The sequence below is a fragment of the Aerococcus urinaehominis genome (assembly GCF_001543245.1).
In the GTDB taxonomy this organism is placed as follows: domain Bacteria; phylum Bacillota; class Bacilli; order Lactobacillales; family Aerococcaceae; genus Aerococcus; species Aerococcus urinaehominis.
The window spans coordinates 866,320-882,959 of the sequence record NZ_CP014163.1 but is presented as its reverse complement, the minus strand read 5'-3'; the positions used below and the strand labels follow the sequence as shown (position 1 = coordinate 882,959).

17 protein-coding genes and 1 rRNA gene are annotated in these 16,640 nt (G+C 42.4%); 15 read left to right on the top strand and 3 right to left on the bottom strand.

What is annotated here, in order from left to right:
• The first annotated feature begins 1 nt into the window (after position 1).
• From AWM75_RS03935 to AWM75_RS03925, 3 genes are all read left to right on the top strand, one after another.
• Positions 2–466 carry an aminoacyl-tRNA deacylase gene (locus tag AWM75_RS03935; protein ID WP_067978491.1) on the top strand — a complete coding sequence of 155 codons (465 nt, stop codon included), beginning with the start codon at positions 2–4 and terminating at the stop codon, positions 464–466.
• A gap of 153 nt (positions 467–619) precedes the next feature.
• Positions 620–880 carry a type B 50S ribosomal protein L31 gene (locus AWM75_RS03930; protein ID WP_067978487.1) on the top strand — a complete coding sequence of 87 codons (261 nt, stop codon included), beginning with the start codon at positions 620–622 and terminating at the stop codon, positions 878–880.
• Positions 881–958: 78 nt separating this feature from the next.
• A complete protein-coding gene (locus tag AWM75_RS03925) occupies positions 959–1,429 on the top strand; it encodes a ComE operon protein 2 (RefSeq protein WP_067978484.1) in 471 nt (156 codons plus the stop codon).
• Here AWM75_RS03925 and AWM75_RS03920 read toward each other — a convergent pair.
• Positions 1,426–2,178 (bottom strand): SMI1/KNR4 family protein, encoded by a 753-nt coding sequence (locus AWM75_RS03920; protein WP_067978481.1) that lies wholly within the window; start codon positions 2,176–2,178, stop codon positions 1,426–1,428. The genes AWM75_RS03925 and AWM75_RS03920 overlap by 4 nt on opposite strands.
• Positions 2,179–2,252: 74 nt before the next feature.
• Between AWM75_RS03920 and AWM75_RS03915 the strand changes: the two genes are divergently transcribed.
• From AWM75_RS03915 to AWM75_RS03880, 8 genes are all read left to right on the top strand, one after another.
• Positions 2,253–2,630, top strand: coding sequence for a hypothetical protein (locus AWM75_RS03915; protein WP_143236694.1), 378 nt, complete (start codon positions 2,253–2,255; stop codon positions 2,628–2,630).
• Between the two features lie 27 nt (positions 2,631–2,657).
• Positions 2,658–3,011 carry a hypothetical protein gene (locus AWM75_RS03910; RefSeq protein WP_067978475.1) on the top strand — a complete coding sequence of 118 codons (354 nt, stop codon included), beginning with the start codon at positions 2,658–2,660 and terminating at the stop codon, positions 3,009–3,011.
• Positions 3,012–3,031: 20 nt separating this feature from the next.
• Complete coding sequence (locus tag AWM75_RS03905; protein ID WP_067978471.1) at positions 3,032–4,111, top strand: D-alanine--D-alanine ligase; 1,080 nt, start codon at positions 3,032–3,034, stop codon at positions 4,109–4,111.
• A 17-nt stretch (positions 4,112–4,128) separates the two neighbouring features.
• On the top strand, positions 4,129–5,511 hold the full coding sequence (locus AWM75_RS03900) for a UDP-N-acetylmuramoyl-tripeptide--D-alanyl-D-alanine ligase (RefSeq protein ID WP_067978470.1): 1,383 nt from the start codon (positions 4,129–4,131) through the stop codon (positions 5,509–5,511).
• A 167-nt stretch (positions 5,512–5,678) separates the two neighbouring features.
• The gene (cshA, locus tag AWM75_RS03895) at positions 5,679–7,199 is read left to right on the top strand and encodes a degradosome RNA helicase CshA (RefSeq protein ID WP_067978469.1); all 1,521 of its coding nucleotides are present in this window, start codon (positions 5,679–5,681) and stop codon (positions 7,197–7,199) included.
• An 11-nt stretch (positions 7,200–7,210) separates the two neighbouring features.
• Positions 7,211–7,567: a holo-ACP synthase gene (gene acpS, locus AWM75_RS03890; RefSeq protein WP_067978466.1), complete on the top strand. Its 357-nt coding sequence runs from the start codon at positions 7,211–7,213 to the stop codon at positions 7,565–7,567.
• A 69-nt stretch (positions 7,568–7,636) separates the two neighbouring features.
• The gene (locus AWM75_RS03885; RefSeq protein WP_067978462.1) at positions 7,637–8,290 is read left to right on the top strand and encodes a DUF2179 domain-containing protein; all 654 of its coding nucleotides are present in this window, start codon (positions 7,637–7,639) and stop codon (positions 8,288–8,290) included.
• A gap of 296 nt (positions 8,291–8,586) precedes the next feature.
• Positions 8,587–9,192, top strand: coding sequence for an MBL fold metallo-hydrolase (locus tag AWM75_RS03880; RefSeq protein ID WP_067978460.1), 606 nt, complete (start codon positions 8,587–8,589; stop codon positions 9,190–9,192).
• 59 nt (positions 9,193–9,251) lie between these two features.
• Here AWM75_RS03880 and AWM75_RS03875 read toward each other — a convergent pair whose 3' ends face one another.
• Positions 9,252–9,758 (bottom strand): GNAT family N-acetyltransferase, encoded by a 507-nt coding sequence (locus tag AWM75_RS03875; protein ID WP_067978457.1) that lies wholly within the window; start codon positions 9,756–9,758, stop codon positions 9,252–9,254.
• A gap of 230 nt (positions 9,759–9,988) precedes the next feature.
• Here AWM75_RS03875 and AWM75_RS03870 point away from each other — a divergent pair, with 230 nt between their 5' ends.
• From AWM75_RS03870 to AWM75_RS03860, 3 genes are all read left to right on the top strand, one after another.
• Positions 9,989–11,809, top strand: coding sequence for a glycoside hydrolase family 3 protein (locus tag AWM75_RS03870; RefSeq protein ID WP_067978455.1), 1,821 nt, complete (start codon positions 9,989–9,991; stop codon positions 11,807–11,809).
• Positions 11,810–11,945: 136 nt separating this feature from the next.
• Positions 11,946–13,268, top strand: a complete 1,323-nt coding sequence (locus AWM75_RS03865) for a hemolysin family protein (RefSeq protein ID WP_067978452.1) — start codon at positions 11,946–11,948, stop codon at positions 13,266–13,268.
• Between the two features lie 57 nt (positions 13,269–13,325).
• A complete protein-coding gene (locus AWM75_RS03860; RefSeq protein WP_067978449.1) occupies positions 13,326–14,045 on the top strand; it encodes an O-methyltransferase in 720 nt (239 codons plus the stop codon).
• A 65-nt stretch (positions 14,046–14,110) separates the two neighbouring features.
• Here AWM75_RS03860 and AWM75_RS03855 read toward each other — a convergent pair whose 3' ends face one another.
• Positions 14,111–14,470 (bottom strand): thioesterase family protein, encoded by a 360-nt coding sequence (locus AWM75_RS03855; protein WP_067978446.1) that lies wholly within the window; start codon positions 14,468–14,470, stop codon positions 14,111–14,113.
• 434 nt (positions 14,471–14,904) lie between these two features.
• Here AWM75_RS03855 and AWM75_RS03850 point away from each other — a divergent pair.
• Positions 14,905–16,452 (top strand): 16S ribosomal RNA (locus AWM75_RS03850).
• Positions 16,453–16,640: the final 188 nt, after the last annotated feature.

Here is a 16,640-nt window from a genome sequence, read left to right as displayed (position 1 = left end):
AATGAGTAAGAAAAAGCAGAAAACTAATGTGATGCGGGTTTTAGACCAGCACCAGTTAGATTATCAGGTTTACGAGTGGCAAGATGCTAAAAGCTTGCTAGCTCCCTACCCAATTTTTAAAACTTTAGTAACCTACGGGAAAAGTGGCGACCATTACGTTTTCGTTATTGATATCCACCATGAGCTCGACCTTAAAAAGGCTGCTCAGGCTGTAGGTGAGAAAAGTGTTCATATGATTAAAGAAAAAGAATTATTACCCTTAACCGGCTACGTTCATGGCGGCTGTTCACCTATTGGCATGAAAAAAACATTTAGGACCGTTATGGACCAATCCGCACTGGACTATGAAAAAGTGATTTTTTCGGCTGGACGGGTTAAGTGCTCAGTAGCCCTAGCGCCACGTGATTTAGAACAGTTGATTGAGCTATCGTTTGCGGATTTATTGGCAGGGCCAGCCGATAAGTAAAGCAGGAGAGTTAAGCCGCTGATTTACTGCGATTAAAAATTAAATTTTGAAAAGGCCTTGTGATTTATCGCTAATCATGTTAACATACTTCTTGTTATGTCGAAGAATAACTCTAGTTTAGCAAATAAATTAGGGCGCAAAGGAGAGTAAAAAATGAAACAAGACATCCATCCAGATTATCATCCAGTTGTATTTATGGATACTTCTACAGGCTATAAGTTCTTATCAGGATCTACAAAAAATTCTGAGGAGACAGTTGAGTGGGAAGATGGTAACACTTACCCATTAATCCGGGTTGAAATTTCATCTGATTCACATCCATTCTACACTGGACGTCAAAAATTCACCCAAGCCGATGGTCGTGTGGACCGTTTCAACAAAAAATACGGTTTCACCTCAAACGACGAGGCTTAATATTTTTTTACATTTTAAAAAAGACACGCCAAGTTTACCTGTGCGTGTCTTTTTGCTTTTAGTAATGAGGAGAAAACTATGTCTAGAATTCCTTGGGATCAATATTTTATGGCACAATCTGTGCTTTTGTCTAGCCGGTCAACCTGCCAACGGTTGATGGTGGGGGCAACTATTGTACGCGATAAGCGTGTGATTGCTAATGGCTACAATGGTTCAGTGTCTGGTGACGACCACTGTTTAGATCATGGCTGTTATATGGAGGATGGACATTGCTTGAGAACGATTCATGCCGAGATGAATGCCCTGCTCCAATGTGCTAAATTTGGTGTGCAGACAGCTGGCGCGGAAGTTTATGTAACGCATTTTCCTTGTTTGCAATGCACTAAAATGCTAATTCAGGCAGGAATTACTAAAATTTATTATTTACATGATTACCATAACCATCCCTATGCCCAAAAATTAATTAAGCAAAACCAGGTAGATTTGGTAAAGGTTGAGTTACCAAGTAATTTGTTTAGCGGCCTGGCGCAAAATTTATTAGATCACTAATTGCTTAGATTGCTTTCGAAATTAGCTTTTACCTGGGGATAGTTGTCGGGTAGGTAACGGCGGAAGTACTCTTCTTGGTGTTGCATGGCGCGGTAGCTGGTGACGATCAGGCTTGGGTCATTAACTTGGCTATAATAGTTCAGCCATTTGAAATACCATTCTTTATGCGGGCTGTCCTCAAATTCTTCCCACAAGGCCGCTAATTGTTGGCTGGTTTGAGCATGGAGGAAGGCCGCATTGGCCCGGTGGAAGGTCCGCATAGGTGGGGCTGGTAGTTCAAAATACCGATGTTCAAAATTTTGGATAAAGTCACTAAAACAACTAGCTAGGTCAAGCCACTGGTCGGTCTCGGTGTCGATATAGCAGACAGCTGGTTCCTGTGGTGTTAAAGCTTTATCATAATCTAAATAAACGACTCGTGGACCGTCTTCGTAAATAATTAAAGTATGGTCAGGAACATGCTGGCGATGGGTAAATTGGTCCTGGTAGAGGATAGAGGGGACCTCATAAGCAGCCCGATTTTTTTGTGGACTTAGCCCAGCTATGTAAGGGATGTAAACAGCTGACAAGGCATCTGAAGTCGGCTCATGGGTTGGGTAATAGGATTTAGAGGTATAGCCACCATTTTGCTGGTTGACAAGGTTATGATAGCTGATTGGTAAATCGTCTACAGCTAAATCTCGGTAGATAGGACTGGCGGGCAAATAGGTGTAGCTTTGTTTTTGAAAAGGCAGGGCAATTAGGTGCATAGTAACTCCTTTAAGTGATTTAAAAATAAATAATAATTTGCTATGATTATGGATGTATTACGGGGGGTGGCATTATGTTTAAAGATTACGCGTGTATCTTATTGGACCCAGTGTTAAACAGTGTCCAGACGAGGGGGATGGGTCTGCGTTATTTTAACCAGACTTGTACGCATGACGTCAAAAATTTAGTGATTATTGACACCAGGCAGTCAATCGGCCAATTTGATGAATTGACCCACTTTAATGTTTTGCGGGGTCGAGACCAAGTGCAGGACTTTCTAGCTAATGAAGCCCGCTACCCTAATCCTAGAGTTAAGTGGATAGACTATAAATCTCAAGAACTTTTTCACCAACTCCGGGCTGGAGAAATTGCCGAGATTTTGTATCTGGCTCATATGAACCAACAGTTGCACTCACCCTTCTTTTATAAATTGCAGAATAACTATATCTGATTACCAATTAATGACCAAATTTTAAAGATGTATTACCGCTATATCAATGAATTTTATTTGCAGCTTAGTCACCTGATTTATGATAAAGTCCAGCAAAGACCAGGCAGCCGACGGAACTTTTTTACTTTGCGTAATGATCATGAGGATCAAAGTTTAATTAATGAGCCAAGTCTTAAATTTATACGTAGTTTAGAAGAATATTTTATTGAGGGCTTGCTCCTAGATTTTAGTCCGTTAGCGATGAGTAACCGGGATCAGTGTCAAATTCCCCTTTATCGGGTTGAGGACCGTATCTTAAATATTAACAAAAATCAAGCGGTAAAAATAGGTCAATTAGTTTATGATTTCAGCCAAGCACAATGGTTATTGGAGAAAGATTAGAAAGTCAAAGAGGTAATAATATGAAGATTGTTGTTTTATATGGTGGTAAAAGTGCTGAGCATGATGTATCGATTTTGACCGCCCGGGCTATTATCAATCATATTGACTATAGCCAACACCAGGTCCAACCGGTTTACATCAATCGTGAGGGAGAATGGTTGGCGGGCCCAATCTGCCAGCAAGCTCTAGCAGATGAGTGGAGTTTATATCTGACTGATGGTAACCAACCTATGTTTAATAACCAGCCCGACATGTCTTTTGGCCAAGCAGTGACGCCCAGTCAGGTGCTTGCCAGCGATAGTCTAGTTTTTCCGGCGCTACATGGCCCTAACGGTGAAGATGGGACCATCCAAGGTTTATTTGAGAGTTTAAATGTGCCCTATGTTGGCTCTGGTGTGCTAGCATCAGCTGCCGGTATGGATAAGCTAATCTCTAAATATCTTTTTGATCAAGCAGGTTTGCCCCAAGTAGCCTATGTTGGTCTTAACCATTATCAATGGCATCAAGATCAAGCTGCAATAATAAAAGAAATCGAAGGTAATTTGACCTACCCAGTCTTTGTCAAACCAGCTAATTTAGGCTCAAGCGTAGGTATTTCTTGCGCTCAGGACCAGGAGGAACTGGTTACTAGTGTTGACCTTGCCTTTAAGTATGATCGTCGCGTAGTTGTTGAACAAGGTGTAGAAGCCAGGGAGTTAGAGGTTGCGGTTATGGGTAACTACCAAGTGGCTAGTTCAGTAGTCGGTGAATTGGTTAAAGACCAGGGCTTTTATGACTATGAGGAAAAATACGTTAATAACAAAGTTGAGATGGCTATTCCTGCGCCTATCCCAGCTGATTTAGCCGACCAGCTACAAGCCTATGCTAAAACGGCCTACCAGGTCCTAGATTGCTCTGGTTTGACACGCGTAGACTTTTTCTTAACTGCTGATGACCATATTTATATTAACGAAGTGAATACCATGCCAGGCTTCACCCAGTTTTCAATGTATCCAAGCCTGTGGCGGGCCAGTGGCAAAGATTTTGACCAGTTAGTTGCCGAGCTAATTGATTTAGGTTTAGAACGTTATCGGGAGCGCCAAGCATTAGCCGACCATTAGGACGGGAGGAGTTAGATATGAAAGAATTAAGTATTGAAGACCTGGTACACGCAGTTGATGGTGAATGGATACAAAAAGGACCGCGTAACCAGATCAGCAATGTGGCCTTTAACTCCTTGGATATTGAAGCAGACGGACTTTTTGTGCCTTTACAGGGACAAAGAGACGGTCATGAGTTTATTCAGTCCGCTTTAGACCAAGGGGCAGCAGCGACTTTTTGGTCTAGCGATAAAACACCACCAAGTGGTTTGCATGTCATCCGCGTAGCAGATTGCCTGCAAGCTTTGCAAGCTCTAGCCGCTTATTATTTGGCGCAAATTAATCCTAAGGTAGTGGCCATAACTGGTTCTTCTGGTAAGACTACAACCAAGGATATGACAGCTGCGGTGCTCTCGGTGGCCTTCAAGGTCCATAAGACTGAGGGGAATTATAATAATGAAATTGGCCTGCCGATGACTATTCTAGATATGGCTCCTGATACAGAAGTACTTATTTTAGAAATGGGTATGTCGGGTCCAGGTGAAATTCAATTTTTGAGTCAGCTAGCTAAGCCGCATGTGACAATTATCACCATGATTGGTGAAAATCATATTGAGTTTTTAGGTTCCAAAGCTAATATTGCCAAGGCTAAATTAGAAATTTTATCTGGCTTACGCCCCCAGGGCACCTTTATTTATCCAGGTGACGAGCCCCTGATCAGCTCTCAATTGCCAGATTTAAGTGATTTCCGGACCATTAGAGTAGGTCTAGCTGATAGCCAAGATGTTTATGCCTTAGATATTCAGACCAGCCCTTTTCAAACTAATTTTGCAACCAACCTATCGCCAACTTGTACCATGCAAATCCCTTTATCCGGTAGCTACAATGTGCATAATGCCTTAAATGCGCTAGCGACAGCTTATTCCCTTGGCTTAGCCATGGAGCAGGTGCAAGCAGCCTTGGCTAATTTTAAACTCACCGCTAACCGGACTGAATGGTTAGCTGGCAAAAATGATAGTCAAATTTTAAATGACACTTATAATGCCAGCCCATCAGCTATGCGGGCTGTTTTACAGAACTTTAGCCAAATGGAATCAGTGGGTAACGGTCGTAAGTTGGTGGTGTTGGGAGATATGCTTGAACTAGGGAGTCATAGCCAGTCCTTGCATGCGGGCATTAGCCAGGAAATTAGCTATCCAACCATCCAAGAAGTTTACCTATATGGTAAGGAGATGCTAGCCCTAAAAGCGGCCTTGTTGGACCAGGGTTATCCTAGCCAATCTATTCATCATTTTCCCAAAGCGGAGAAAGATGCCATGATTCAAGCCCTATTAGAAGACCTATCTAGCCAAGACCAGGTCCTAGTTAAAGCCTCCAATAGTATGGGCTTGTTGGATGTGGTGGCGGCCATTAAGCGATAGTTTTTCAATTCATCATTTTTTGTGCTATCCTTTACTTACTGGTGGGTGCTACCGGTAACCGATAATACATATGCTGGGGTTGGAAGAAACCAACCCCTTTTCTGGCTGGTGGCTGATGAGCGCTACCTAGCTGTTAAGTAGGAAACTTAAAGGAGATTAATATTAATATGAAATTTAATGAAATGCCGCTACAAGACGAATTAGTAGCTGCAACCAAAGAAATGGGCTTTGAAGAGGCTAGTCCTATTCAAGCTCAAACCATTCCTTATGCCCTGGAGGGACGTGATGTTCTGGGTATGGCGCAAACAGGTACAGGTAAGACGGCTGCTTTTGGCCTACCTTTACTACAAAAAATAGAGACTAAAAAGCGCTATGTACAAGCTCTAGTCATCGCGCCAACACGTGAGTTAGCTATCCAGACTGGTGAGGAACTTTACCGTTTAGGTAAACACAAGCAAATTCGGACCCTAACTGTTTACGGTGGAGCTCATATTGGTAGACAAATGCAACAGTTGAATAACCATCCACCGGTAGTAGTAGGAACTCCGGGACGCTTATTAGATCTTATCAAGCGTAACGCGCTTCACCTAGATCATATTAGTACCCTAGTTTTGGATGAAGCCGACGAGATGCTAAATATGGGTTTTATTGATGATATTGAGGCAATTATTAAGAAGACACCTCATAATCGGCAAACCTTACTATTTTCAGCGACTATGCCAGCTGAAATCAAGCGGATTGGTGAGCAATTTATGCAAAATCCGGTCGAAGTAAAAATCAAAGCTAAGGAAATGACAGCTGATTTAATCGACCAATATTTCACCAAGTGTCGTGATTTTGAAAAATTTGATCTTTTAACTCGGTTTGTCGATGTCCATGATCCTGACTTAGCTATTGTTTTTGCCCGGACTAAACGTCGGGTAGATGAAGTGAGCCGCGGTTTGATTGAACGTGGCTATCGGGCTGAGGGGATTCATGGTGATTTGACCCAGCAAAAACGAATGCAGATTTTAAAAGATTTCAAGGCTGGTAATTTAGACCTTTTGGTAGCGACCGATGTAGCTGCGCGTGGTTTGGATATTTCAGGTGTGACCCACGTCTACAACTTTGATATCCCGCAGGATCCAGAATCCTATGTTCACCGAATTGGCCGGACTGGTCGAGCTGGTAAGGAAGGGATGTCAGTCACCTTTGTTGTTCCGCATGAGATGGGTTACTTACGAACGATTGAAGATTTGACACGTAAACAAATGTCACCACTTAGACCGCCAACTGACAAAGAAGCTTTGACAGGTCAATTAAAACATACAGTCGAAGAAGTTGATCGCTTAATCGACAAGCAAAACGCTGATGATGAAGACAAATACCAGGAAGTTGTTAATCAGCTATTAGAAGCTTATACGAGCGAACAATTGGCCATGGCCTTAGTAACTTCATTAACTAAGGCTAACCAAGATGTGGAGGTCAAAATTACGCCTGACCGAACCCATGCAAAATCTAAACACCATGGCCGTAACAAGGGCAAACGCCATAATAACCGTCAATCTAACTATAAACAAGCTAATCGCAAGGGTAAATCTGGTCACCACAAGCAAAACCGGTCTAATAACCAGAACAACCGCTCTAAGTCAAATGGTCAATCTAGTAACCGCAAGCCTAAGTCTAATCACCAATTTAAAATCAAATAGGAGAATGGTAAATGATTGTTGGCACAGGTATTGATTTGGTAGAAATTGATCGTATTAGCCAGGCCCAAACACGTAACCCCCGTTTTTGCCAACGTGTCCTAAGTCCAGTAGAGCTAGCAACTTTTCAGAGGCTAAGCCATCCTGGACGGCAGGCTAGTTATTTAGCTGGTCGTTGGGCAGCCAAAGAGGCCTTTGCTAAAGCATTGGGCACAGGTATTGGCAGTCAGCTAGCTATGACTGATATTAGTATTACCAATGATAGTCTCGGCGCACCCAAACTGCTAGCGAGTCAGTTTGAAGGCCAGGTTCATCTATCAATCAGTCATAGTAGGGAGTATGCTGTTGCCCAGGTAATCTTAGAAAAATAGGCGACAGACCTAATCAGTTTAGGTTAATAAAGAGGAAAAAGATGATATGAAAGGAAAGCGAGTGAGGTAATGAATTGGGCAATACTTTTACAAATATTCTTCATTAATTTGATTTACATTATGTTGAACACCGTACGCACACTTTTAGCGATGAAGGGTTATCGTAAGGTCGCCCCCTTTATCGCGATAGTCGAGGTATCTATCTACACCGTCGGCTTATCGATGGTGATGCAATACTTAGACCAGCCTATCTATCTCATCACTTATGCACTTGGATTTGGTTTGGGTATATACTTGGGTATCATGCTTGAAGACCGAATTGCCCTCGGCTATTCAGTTGTGCAGATTTTTGTTCCCTCAACCAACCATGCTATGGCAGAGGCGCTTAGAGAGCGGGGGTACGGGGTTACCATTCAATCTGGCTACGGTCGGGATGGTGACCGCTTGGTATTGACCATCTTGACGCCTCGTTCTACTGAGCGTCAGCTCTATAAAACAATTAATGAGCTAGATGAGAAGGCCTTTTATATTGCCTATGATGCTAAAAATATTCATGGTGGTTTTTGGACCAAGAAGGTTAACAAGGACCTTATCAAAGAGGCCTATCAGGAGGACAGCTTGGATGCCAATTTAGAAATTGGCCAGGCCATGTCGCGTAAAGAATATGTCGCAGCGTCTGGCGATGAAAAGCCTAGTCAAGCTGATGCCGATCGTAATCAGTAAAAGTCTAGCTCATTTACTTATTGTGATGGTCTGGTTTACTGTTATAGTGGTTTATTAAAGGTGCTAGTTTGAAAGGACAGATCTTTGTCACAAACTTGTCTTTTCCGATATTTATCTTTATGATTAGCTTAGCAGCAAACCGGGTGCTAGGCCTGGCCTTTTAGCTCATATCGTTTACGCTAATTTTAAGTGAATTAGCGGGTATGAGCTCACTAGCTCGTCTGATATATGATTTGAATCGGCCTTTTGATGGTATTCGTTATTTTAAGTCTTAAGATTTTGATTGGAGGTTTATTATGCGCGTGGAAAAACTAGTCGTTGGTCCCCTACAAGCTAATTGTTATTTCATTATTAATGAGGTTAACCAAGCTCTTATTATTGATCCAGGCGATGAGGCAGATAAAATTATTGATTTTATTAAAGCCATGCAAATCGTCCCATTGGCTATTTTGCTAACCCATGCCCATCCCGATCATGTTGGAGCAGTTGAAGCAATCCGCGAAGCCTATGATCTCGAAGTCTGGGTGCATATTACGGAAGCAGATTGGTTGTTAAATAGTGGGACCCATAAAGCTAAAACAAAAACTCACTACTGGGATAAAATGGGTCCTCAGCAGATTGCAGGTTTTGAATTTGAAACCGCTCATGTTCCTGGGCATTCGCCAGGTTCGGTGACCTATTATTTTCCTGCAGACCATTTTGTTATTGTTGGTGATACCCTCTTTAAGGGGGGGGTAGGTCGATCTGACTTACCTGGGGGAGATGGCGTCCTCTTACTAACCGCAATTAAAAATCGCCTTTTAAACTTACCGGGAGATACGACTATTTATCCAGGCCATGGTCCTGCCAGCCAGATTGCCATCGAGGCGGCCAACAATCCCTTTTTACAAAACTTAAATTAAAAAAAGTCTAAGTAGCCAGTTAAAAAACTAGTTACTTAGACTTTTTTGCTTAGCCTAGCCTAGACTAGGGTTGATGGTTTAGCTAACTGTTTGTATAGCCAAACGGTATCTTCCCAATGGCCAAATTTATAGCCAGCCTGGGGCAAGCGGCCGATAATTTTATAGCCGAGTTTTTGATGAAAGGCTAAAGAGTTGGTATTGGAGCCAGTTACTACAGCTACTGCGTTAACAATGCCTTGTTTTTTTAGTTGGTCCTCTAAGGCTTGGTAGAGCTGGCGGCCGATTCCCCGTCCTTTGTCCGTATGCTTGGTATAGATAGAGAGTTCTGCTGTATAACGGTAGGCAGGTCGGTCACCGAAGGCGTGAGCATAGGCATAACCTAACATCTTGCCTTGGTCTTCAGCGATTAAGAAGGGATAGTTGCTAGTAAAATCAACAATACGGTTTTTCATTTCTTCTGTAGTGGGCGTAGTTTCCTCAAAGGAAATGCTAGTGTGTTCTACATAATACCGGTAAATGTTACAAATAGCTTGTGCATCGTTTGGGCTAGCGGGTCTAATTATCATAGTAGTTGTCCTTTCGAAATTTTGTTTTACCATAGTATACGAGAAGCTAGGCTTTAAATATAGCAAAATATTAAAATATCGCTATTCAGTTTGCATTTCTTGCTATCCCTATAAAAAAAGTGGGCATTTTTTCAATAAAAGGGCTTTCTTTTTATTAATTTCTTGCTATAATTGTAGTGTAGTGATGAAAGGGGATTATTCCCCTGTCAATTTAAGAAGGGAGAAATTTAATGGCAAAAGTAGATTTAACTAAAGCGCCTTATAATTTAGACGAAGAAGCAATCAAGTGGGTTGAAGACACAATTGCTGGTATGTCAGTTGACGAAAAAATTGGTCAATTGTTCTTCAACATGGGTGCTAGCGCTGAAGAGGACTACTTAAAATCTGTGTTAGATACTTACCATATTGCTGGTGTGCGTTATAACAAATCTAACGCGGCAACTGTTTATGAGCAAAACCGTATCTTACAAGAAAACTCTAAGGTTCCAGTGCTAATCGCAGCCAACACTGAAGCTGGCGGTGACGGTGCAGCTGTTGATGGTACCTATATTGGCCATGAGGTTAAAATCGCAGCTACTGACGATCCTAAGTATGCTTATGAAATGGGTCGCATCGCTGGTGTCGAAGCAGCAGCTATTGGCTGTAACATGTCATTTGCACCAATCGTTGACTTGCAACAAGACTGGCGTAACCCAATTATTTCAGTTCGTACTTGGTCAGATGATCCTGAAAAAGTACTTGAAATGTCTAAGCAATATATGAAGGGTATCTCCGAGTCTGGTATCCTAGCAACTGCTAAACACTTCCCTGGTGATGGTGTTGATGAGCGTGACCACCACTTCTCATTCGCCCCTAACTCACTAAGTGTTGATGAGTGGATGGCTTCATATGGTAAGATCTACAAGGGTCTGATCGATGAAGGCCTACCAGCTATTATGTCAGGTCATATCGCCTTCCCTGCTTGGGTAGACAAGGTGAATCCTGAAGCTAGCTTGTCTGAAAAATACCTACCAGCTACACTTTCTCGTGAAGTCCTACAAGACTTATTGAAGGGTGAATTAGGCTTCAATGGTGCGGTTATTACCGATGCTTCGCACATGGTAGCTATGACTTCTGCCCTTTCACGTAAAGATATGCTACCAACTGCTATTGCTGCTGGGTGTGACCTCTTCTTATTCTTCAATGATCCAGACGAAGATTTCCAATGGATGAAAGAAGGATACGAAAACGGTACGATTACTGAAGAACGTCTTCACGATGCCCTTTCTCGTACTTTAGGATTGAAAGCTTCTATTGGCTTGCATAAGAAAGATCCTAAAGAATTATTAGCACCAAAAGAAGAAGCGCTAGCTAAGATTAAAACTGACGAGCACGTAGCTATGGCTAAAGAAGTTGCTGACAAAGCAATTACTTTAGTTAAGAACAACCAACCTGATATCTTCCCAGTAACACCAGAACGTTACGAAAAAGTATTATTAGTACTTAATGAAGGTGTTAAGGGTGGCTTTGGTCAAATGATCGCTTCTAAAGAATCTCCAGTTGACTTAATGAAGAAAGCTATGGAAGCTAAAGGCTTTAACGTTACAGTATGGGAAAATACTGAAGAACGTATCATGAAGTTACCGGAAGAAGAACGGGCGGCAGCTGTTGCTAACGTTTATGCACAAAAACAACCAATCTCTAACTTGACTGATAACTATGACTTAATTATCAACATAGCTAAGATTGCTGCTGGTACTGTTCAACGTGTTGCTTGGCCTGCATCTAAGGGTACACCAGACGTACCATTCTACGTTAATGAAGTGCCTACTATCTATGTTTCTGTTAACCATCCATTCGCAATCGCTGATGTACCTCAAGTACAAACTTACATCAACGCTTACGATGACAAAGAATTCAACTTAGAAATCTTAGTTGATAAATTGATGGAAGGTCCAGAAGCCTTCAAGGGTGTTGATCCAGTTGATTCATTCTGTGGCTTTGAAGATACTAAATACGATGTGCGTGAAGTTTACGAAAATCGTGTTAACCCAGCTAAAACTAAAAAATAAGGCGATAATTTAGCTTACTAAAAAGGAGGGTGTCCCCCTCCTTTTTTTGCTGATTAAAATTTGCAATTAGCTATAAAGCTAGCTATAATTGTTTCAATAATACTATTTTTTCTTATAAAGGAGAGAACGATTAATCATGGGAGATCCCAGTTCCAATTTAGGTGGACAAATACTCTTGATTCTATTTTTGACCTTCGTCAATGCATTTTTAGCAGGAGCCGAAATGGCCTATGTTACTGTAAACCAGACTCGACTCCAAGAGATGGCCGATAATGGGGATAAAAAAGCAGCCCGTGTCCTCCATATTTTAGAGGATTCAGATGCCTTCTTATCAACAATTCAGGTAGGAATTACCTTTGCTGGTTTCTTCTCATCTGCTTCCGCAGCTAATACCTTTGTATCTTACTTAGCCCCTTATTTGGCTAATGTACCGGCTGGTGAAACAGTGGCTACGGCGATAGTTACTTTAATCTTGTCTTATTTCACCTTAGTGCTAGGCGAACTCTATCCTAAGCAATTAGCGATGCAAATTCCAGAGCAATACGCCAGAATGTCTTCTGGTGTGGTTAGCTTTCTCCAAACCGCCTTTAAACCTTTTGTTTGGTTACTAACAGTATCAACAAACCTGATTAAGAAAATCACACCGATTGACTTCACTAGTGAGCAACCGAATATGACCCGGGATGAAATGCGGGGTGCCTTCAAGGCTAGTCAGCGTGAAGGTGTCATCGATATGGATGAGTACCGGATGATGGAAGGGGTCTTATCCTTAGATGATAAATTGGCTAGAGAAGTGATGGTACCGCGTGTTGATACCTTTATGCTGGATATTGATGATGGCAATCAAGCGAATATTGATGCAATCCTAAGTTCGCAGTTTTCTCGTATTCCGGTCTTCGATACGGACAAAGATGATATTCTAGGAATTGTTCATTCTAAGGACCTCTTGCGGATGGCTAATAAAGTTGGTTTTGATAATGTAGATATCAAATCAGTCATCAAACCAGTTTATTTTGCCCCAGAAACTATTTTTATTGATGACCTCTTGTTAGAATTTAAACGTAACCACCAACACATTGCTATTTTAAAAGATGAGTATGGTGGCGTTGTTGGCCTGGTCACAATGGAAGACCTATTAGAAGAAATTGTGGGCGAAATCGAGGATGAATACGATCAAATTTCCCACCTTTATAAGAAAATTAATGATGACACCTATATCATTAATGGCATCATGGCTTTGGATAAATTCAATGAAATCTTTGACACTGCTTTAGAATCTGATGAATCAGATACGATTGCCGGCTATATGATTGAACAATTAGGATATTTCCCGGCTGATCAAGCGGAGGAAGTTATCCAAGTTGATGACTGGTTGTTAACGACGACAGCTGTTGAGAACGGCCGAATTCGTGGCATGCAAGTAAAAAAATATCAAAGCAAAGAAGACCAAATTAATTGATAATAAACGGGCTAGAGCTGGTGCTCTAGCCTTATTTAATTAGAAAGGACTAAAGTTATGCATAAGCAAAATGAAATGATGGATCGCCCAATCGTTGAAGCAGGGGTACTAAATTATCTACGCTATGATCAACGACGCTTTGCCAGTGAAATTCAGGCCATCGAGTATGATGCTAATGAGCGGCGTGTGCCCATTATTCCACACGAGACCGCGGTATTTTTAGACTTTTTACTTGGTTTAATGCAGCCTCAACAAATTTTAGAGATCGGTTTAGCCATTGGTTATTCAGCATCGCTAATGACTTATGGCCACCCTGGTCGCCATGTAGATAGCATTGAACGAAATCTACAGATGGTAGCAGAGGCAAAAGAAAATATCAGTAAGCTTGGCCTCGACCAGCAAATTACAATATTAGAAGGGGATGCCAAAGAAGTCTTAGCAAGCCTTGACAAGGCCTACGACTTTATTTTTATGGATTCAGCTAAGGCTAAATATTATGACTTCCTGCCTTATTTATTAAATTTGTTACCAGTGGGTGGTCTGATTATGATTGATGATGTCTTCCAAGCAGGCACGGTTTTTCATGAACGGACAGAGATTCCACGTCGGGTTAGGACTATTCACAAAAAGTTGAATATGTTGCTTGAGAAAGTAACCCGTCATCCACAACTTAAAACGACAGCCCTGCCCTTGGGAGATGGGGTATTACTAATAGAAAAAAAGGCTGACTTTGACTACTTTAAAGACTTTACCTTAGATCAAGTTGGTGAAGAATAAAAAAGCCAGCTTAGTTTGCCTAGTACTAAGTACGGGCAAGTTAAGCTGGTTTTTAATATTCTAGATTATTTTAAACGACTTAAAAAACGATTAATATTAACTTTGGCTCTAGTGTGGTCAGCTTTGGCAATGAGTTGGTCTTGAACGTAGGCGGTAATACAAAATTGAAAACTCTTATCATCTGAACTTAAAAGCTCTGCTGTTACACTTACTGGCTCATCAATTAAGGAAGCACGTAAATGTTGTAAAGAAAAGGCAACGCCGACCGTAGTTTCCCCTTCAGCTAGCCTGCCATTAATGACTTGAGTGGCACAGTTTTCCATCATAGCAACGAGGGCAGGACTAGCTAAAACATCCAGGCTACCTGAACCCATCGCCTGAGCTGTGTCCTGGGAACTGGCTTTATATTCAATGGTAAGGGACATAAATATAACCTCCTAATATAGTTTCCTTCATTATAGCAAAAGCTATTCTAAAAATATTGGAAAATAATTGTAAAAAAAGCTTGACTATATATTAGTGGCCTGATATTATTAGTAAGTCGTCAACAAGAGCGACAAACGAAATAAAAAATATTTCAAAAAGTTCTTGACAGTTTATCGAGACCATGATAATATTTAGAAGTTGTCGCGAAACGGAAGTTTACGACAAAAAAATATTTCAAAAAAGTTCTTGACAACAAATCAAGTACGTGATATATTTAAGTAGTTGTCCCGAGCGGACAGCGATAGACCTTTGAAAACTGAACAAATAGACGAACCAAATGTGTAGGGCATCAACTTCGGTTGATGAACCAACAATTCAAATGATAGTCTGGACGAAGACTATAAAGACGTCAGCAATGAGCGTAGCTCAAACTTTTAACGAGAGTTTGATCCTGGCTCAGGACGAACGCTGGCGGCGTGCCTAATACATGCAAGTCGAGCGAACTGACGGAGTGCTTGCACTCCTGACGTTAGCGGCGAACGGGTGAGTAACACGTAAGGAATCTACCGATAAGCGGGGGATAACATCCGGAAACGGGTGCTAATACCGCATAGTAATCCATGTCGCATGACAGGGATTGGAAAGACGGCTCTGCTGTCACTTATCGATGACCTTGCGGTGCATTAGTTAGTTGGTGGGGTAACGGCCTACCAAGACGATGATGCATAGCCGACCTGAGAGGGTGATCGGCCACATTGGGACTGAGACACGGCCCAAACTCCTACGGGAGGCAGCAGTAGGGAATCTTCCGCAATGGACGCAAGTCTGACGGAGCAACGCCGCGTGAGTGAAGAAGGTTTTCGGATCGTAAAACTCTGTTGTGAGTGAAGAACAAGTTGTAATTAACTACTACAACCTTGACGGTAGCTCACCAGAAAGCCACGGCTAACTACGTGCCAGCAGCCGCGGTAATACGTAGGTGGCAAGCGTTGTCCGGATTTATTGGGCGTAAAGGGAGCGCAGGTGGTTTCTTAAGTCTGATGTGAAAGCCCACGGCTTAACCGTGGAAGGTCATTGGAAACTGGGGAACTTGAGTGCAGAAGAGGAAAGTGGAATTCCATGTGTAGCGGTGGAATGCGTAGATATATGGAGGAACACCAGTGGCGAAGGCGACTTTCTGGTCTGTAACTGACACTGAGGCTCGAAAGCGTGGGGAGCAAACAGGATTAGATACCCTGGTAGTCCACGCCGTAAACGATGAGTGCTAGGTGTTGGAGGGTTTCCACCCTTCAGTGCCGCAGTTAACGCAATAAGCACTCCGCCTGGGGAGTACGGCCGCAAGGCTGAAACTCAAAGGAATTGACGGGGACCCGCACAAGCGGTGGAGCATGTGGTTTAATTCGAAGCAACGCGAAGAACCTTACCAAGTCTTGACATCCTCTGACCACCCTAGAGATAGGGCTTTCCCTTCGGGGACAGAGTGACAGGTGGTGCATGGTTGTCGTCAGCTCGTGTCGTGAGATGTTGGGTTAAGTCCCGCAACGAGCGCAACCCTTATCGTTAGTTGCCAGCATTCAGTTGGGCACTCTAGCGAGACTGCCGGTGACAAACCGGAGGAAGGTGGGGATGACGTCAAATCATCATGCCCCTTATGACTTGGGCTACACACGTGCTACAATGGATGGTACAACGAGCCGCAAACTCGCGAGGGTAAGCAAATCTCTTAAAGCCATTCTCAGTTCGGATTGTAGTCTGCAACTCGACTACATGAAGCCGGAATCGCTAGTAATCGTGGATCAGCACGCCACGGTGAATACGTTCCCGGGTCTTGTACACACCGCCCGTCACACCACGAGAGTTTGTAACACCCGAAGTCGGTGAGGTAACCTTTTGGAGCCAGCCGCCGAAGGTGGGACAGATAATTGGGGTGAAGTCGTAACAAGGTAGCCGTATCGGAAGGTGCGGCTGGATCACCTCCTTTCTAAGGATATTACGGAATGCACATTTGTCTATTTGTTTAGTTTTGAGAGGTCTATCTCTCAAACTTTGTTCTTTGAAAACTGAATACTGTAAGTAATAAACCATGAAAATCATTATTTCTACCAGGAGATAATGAGATTCAACAATTTTACCAAGAGTAAAAACCGAAAGAGTGAACACTCAATCGCG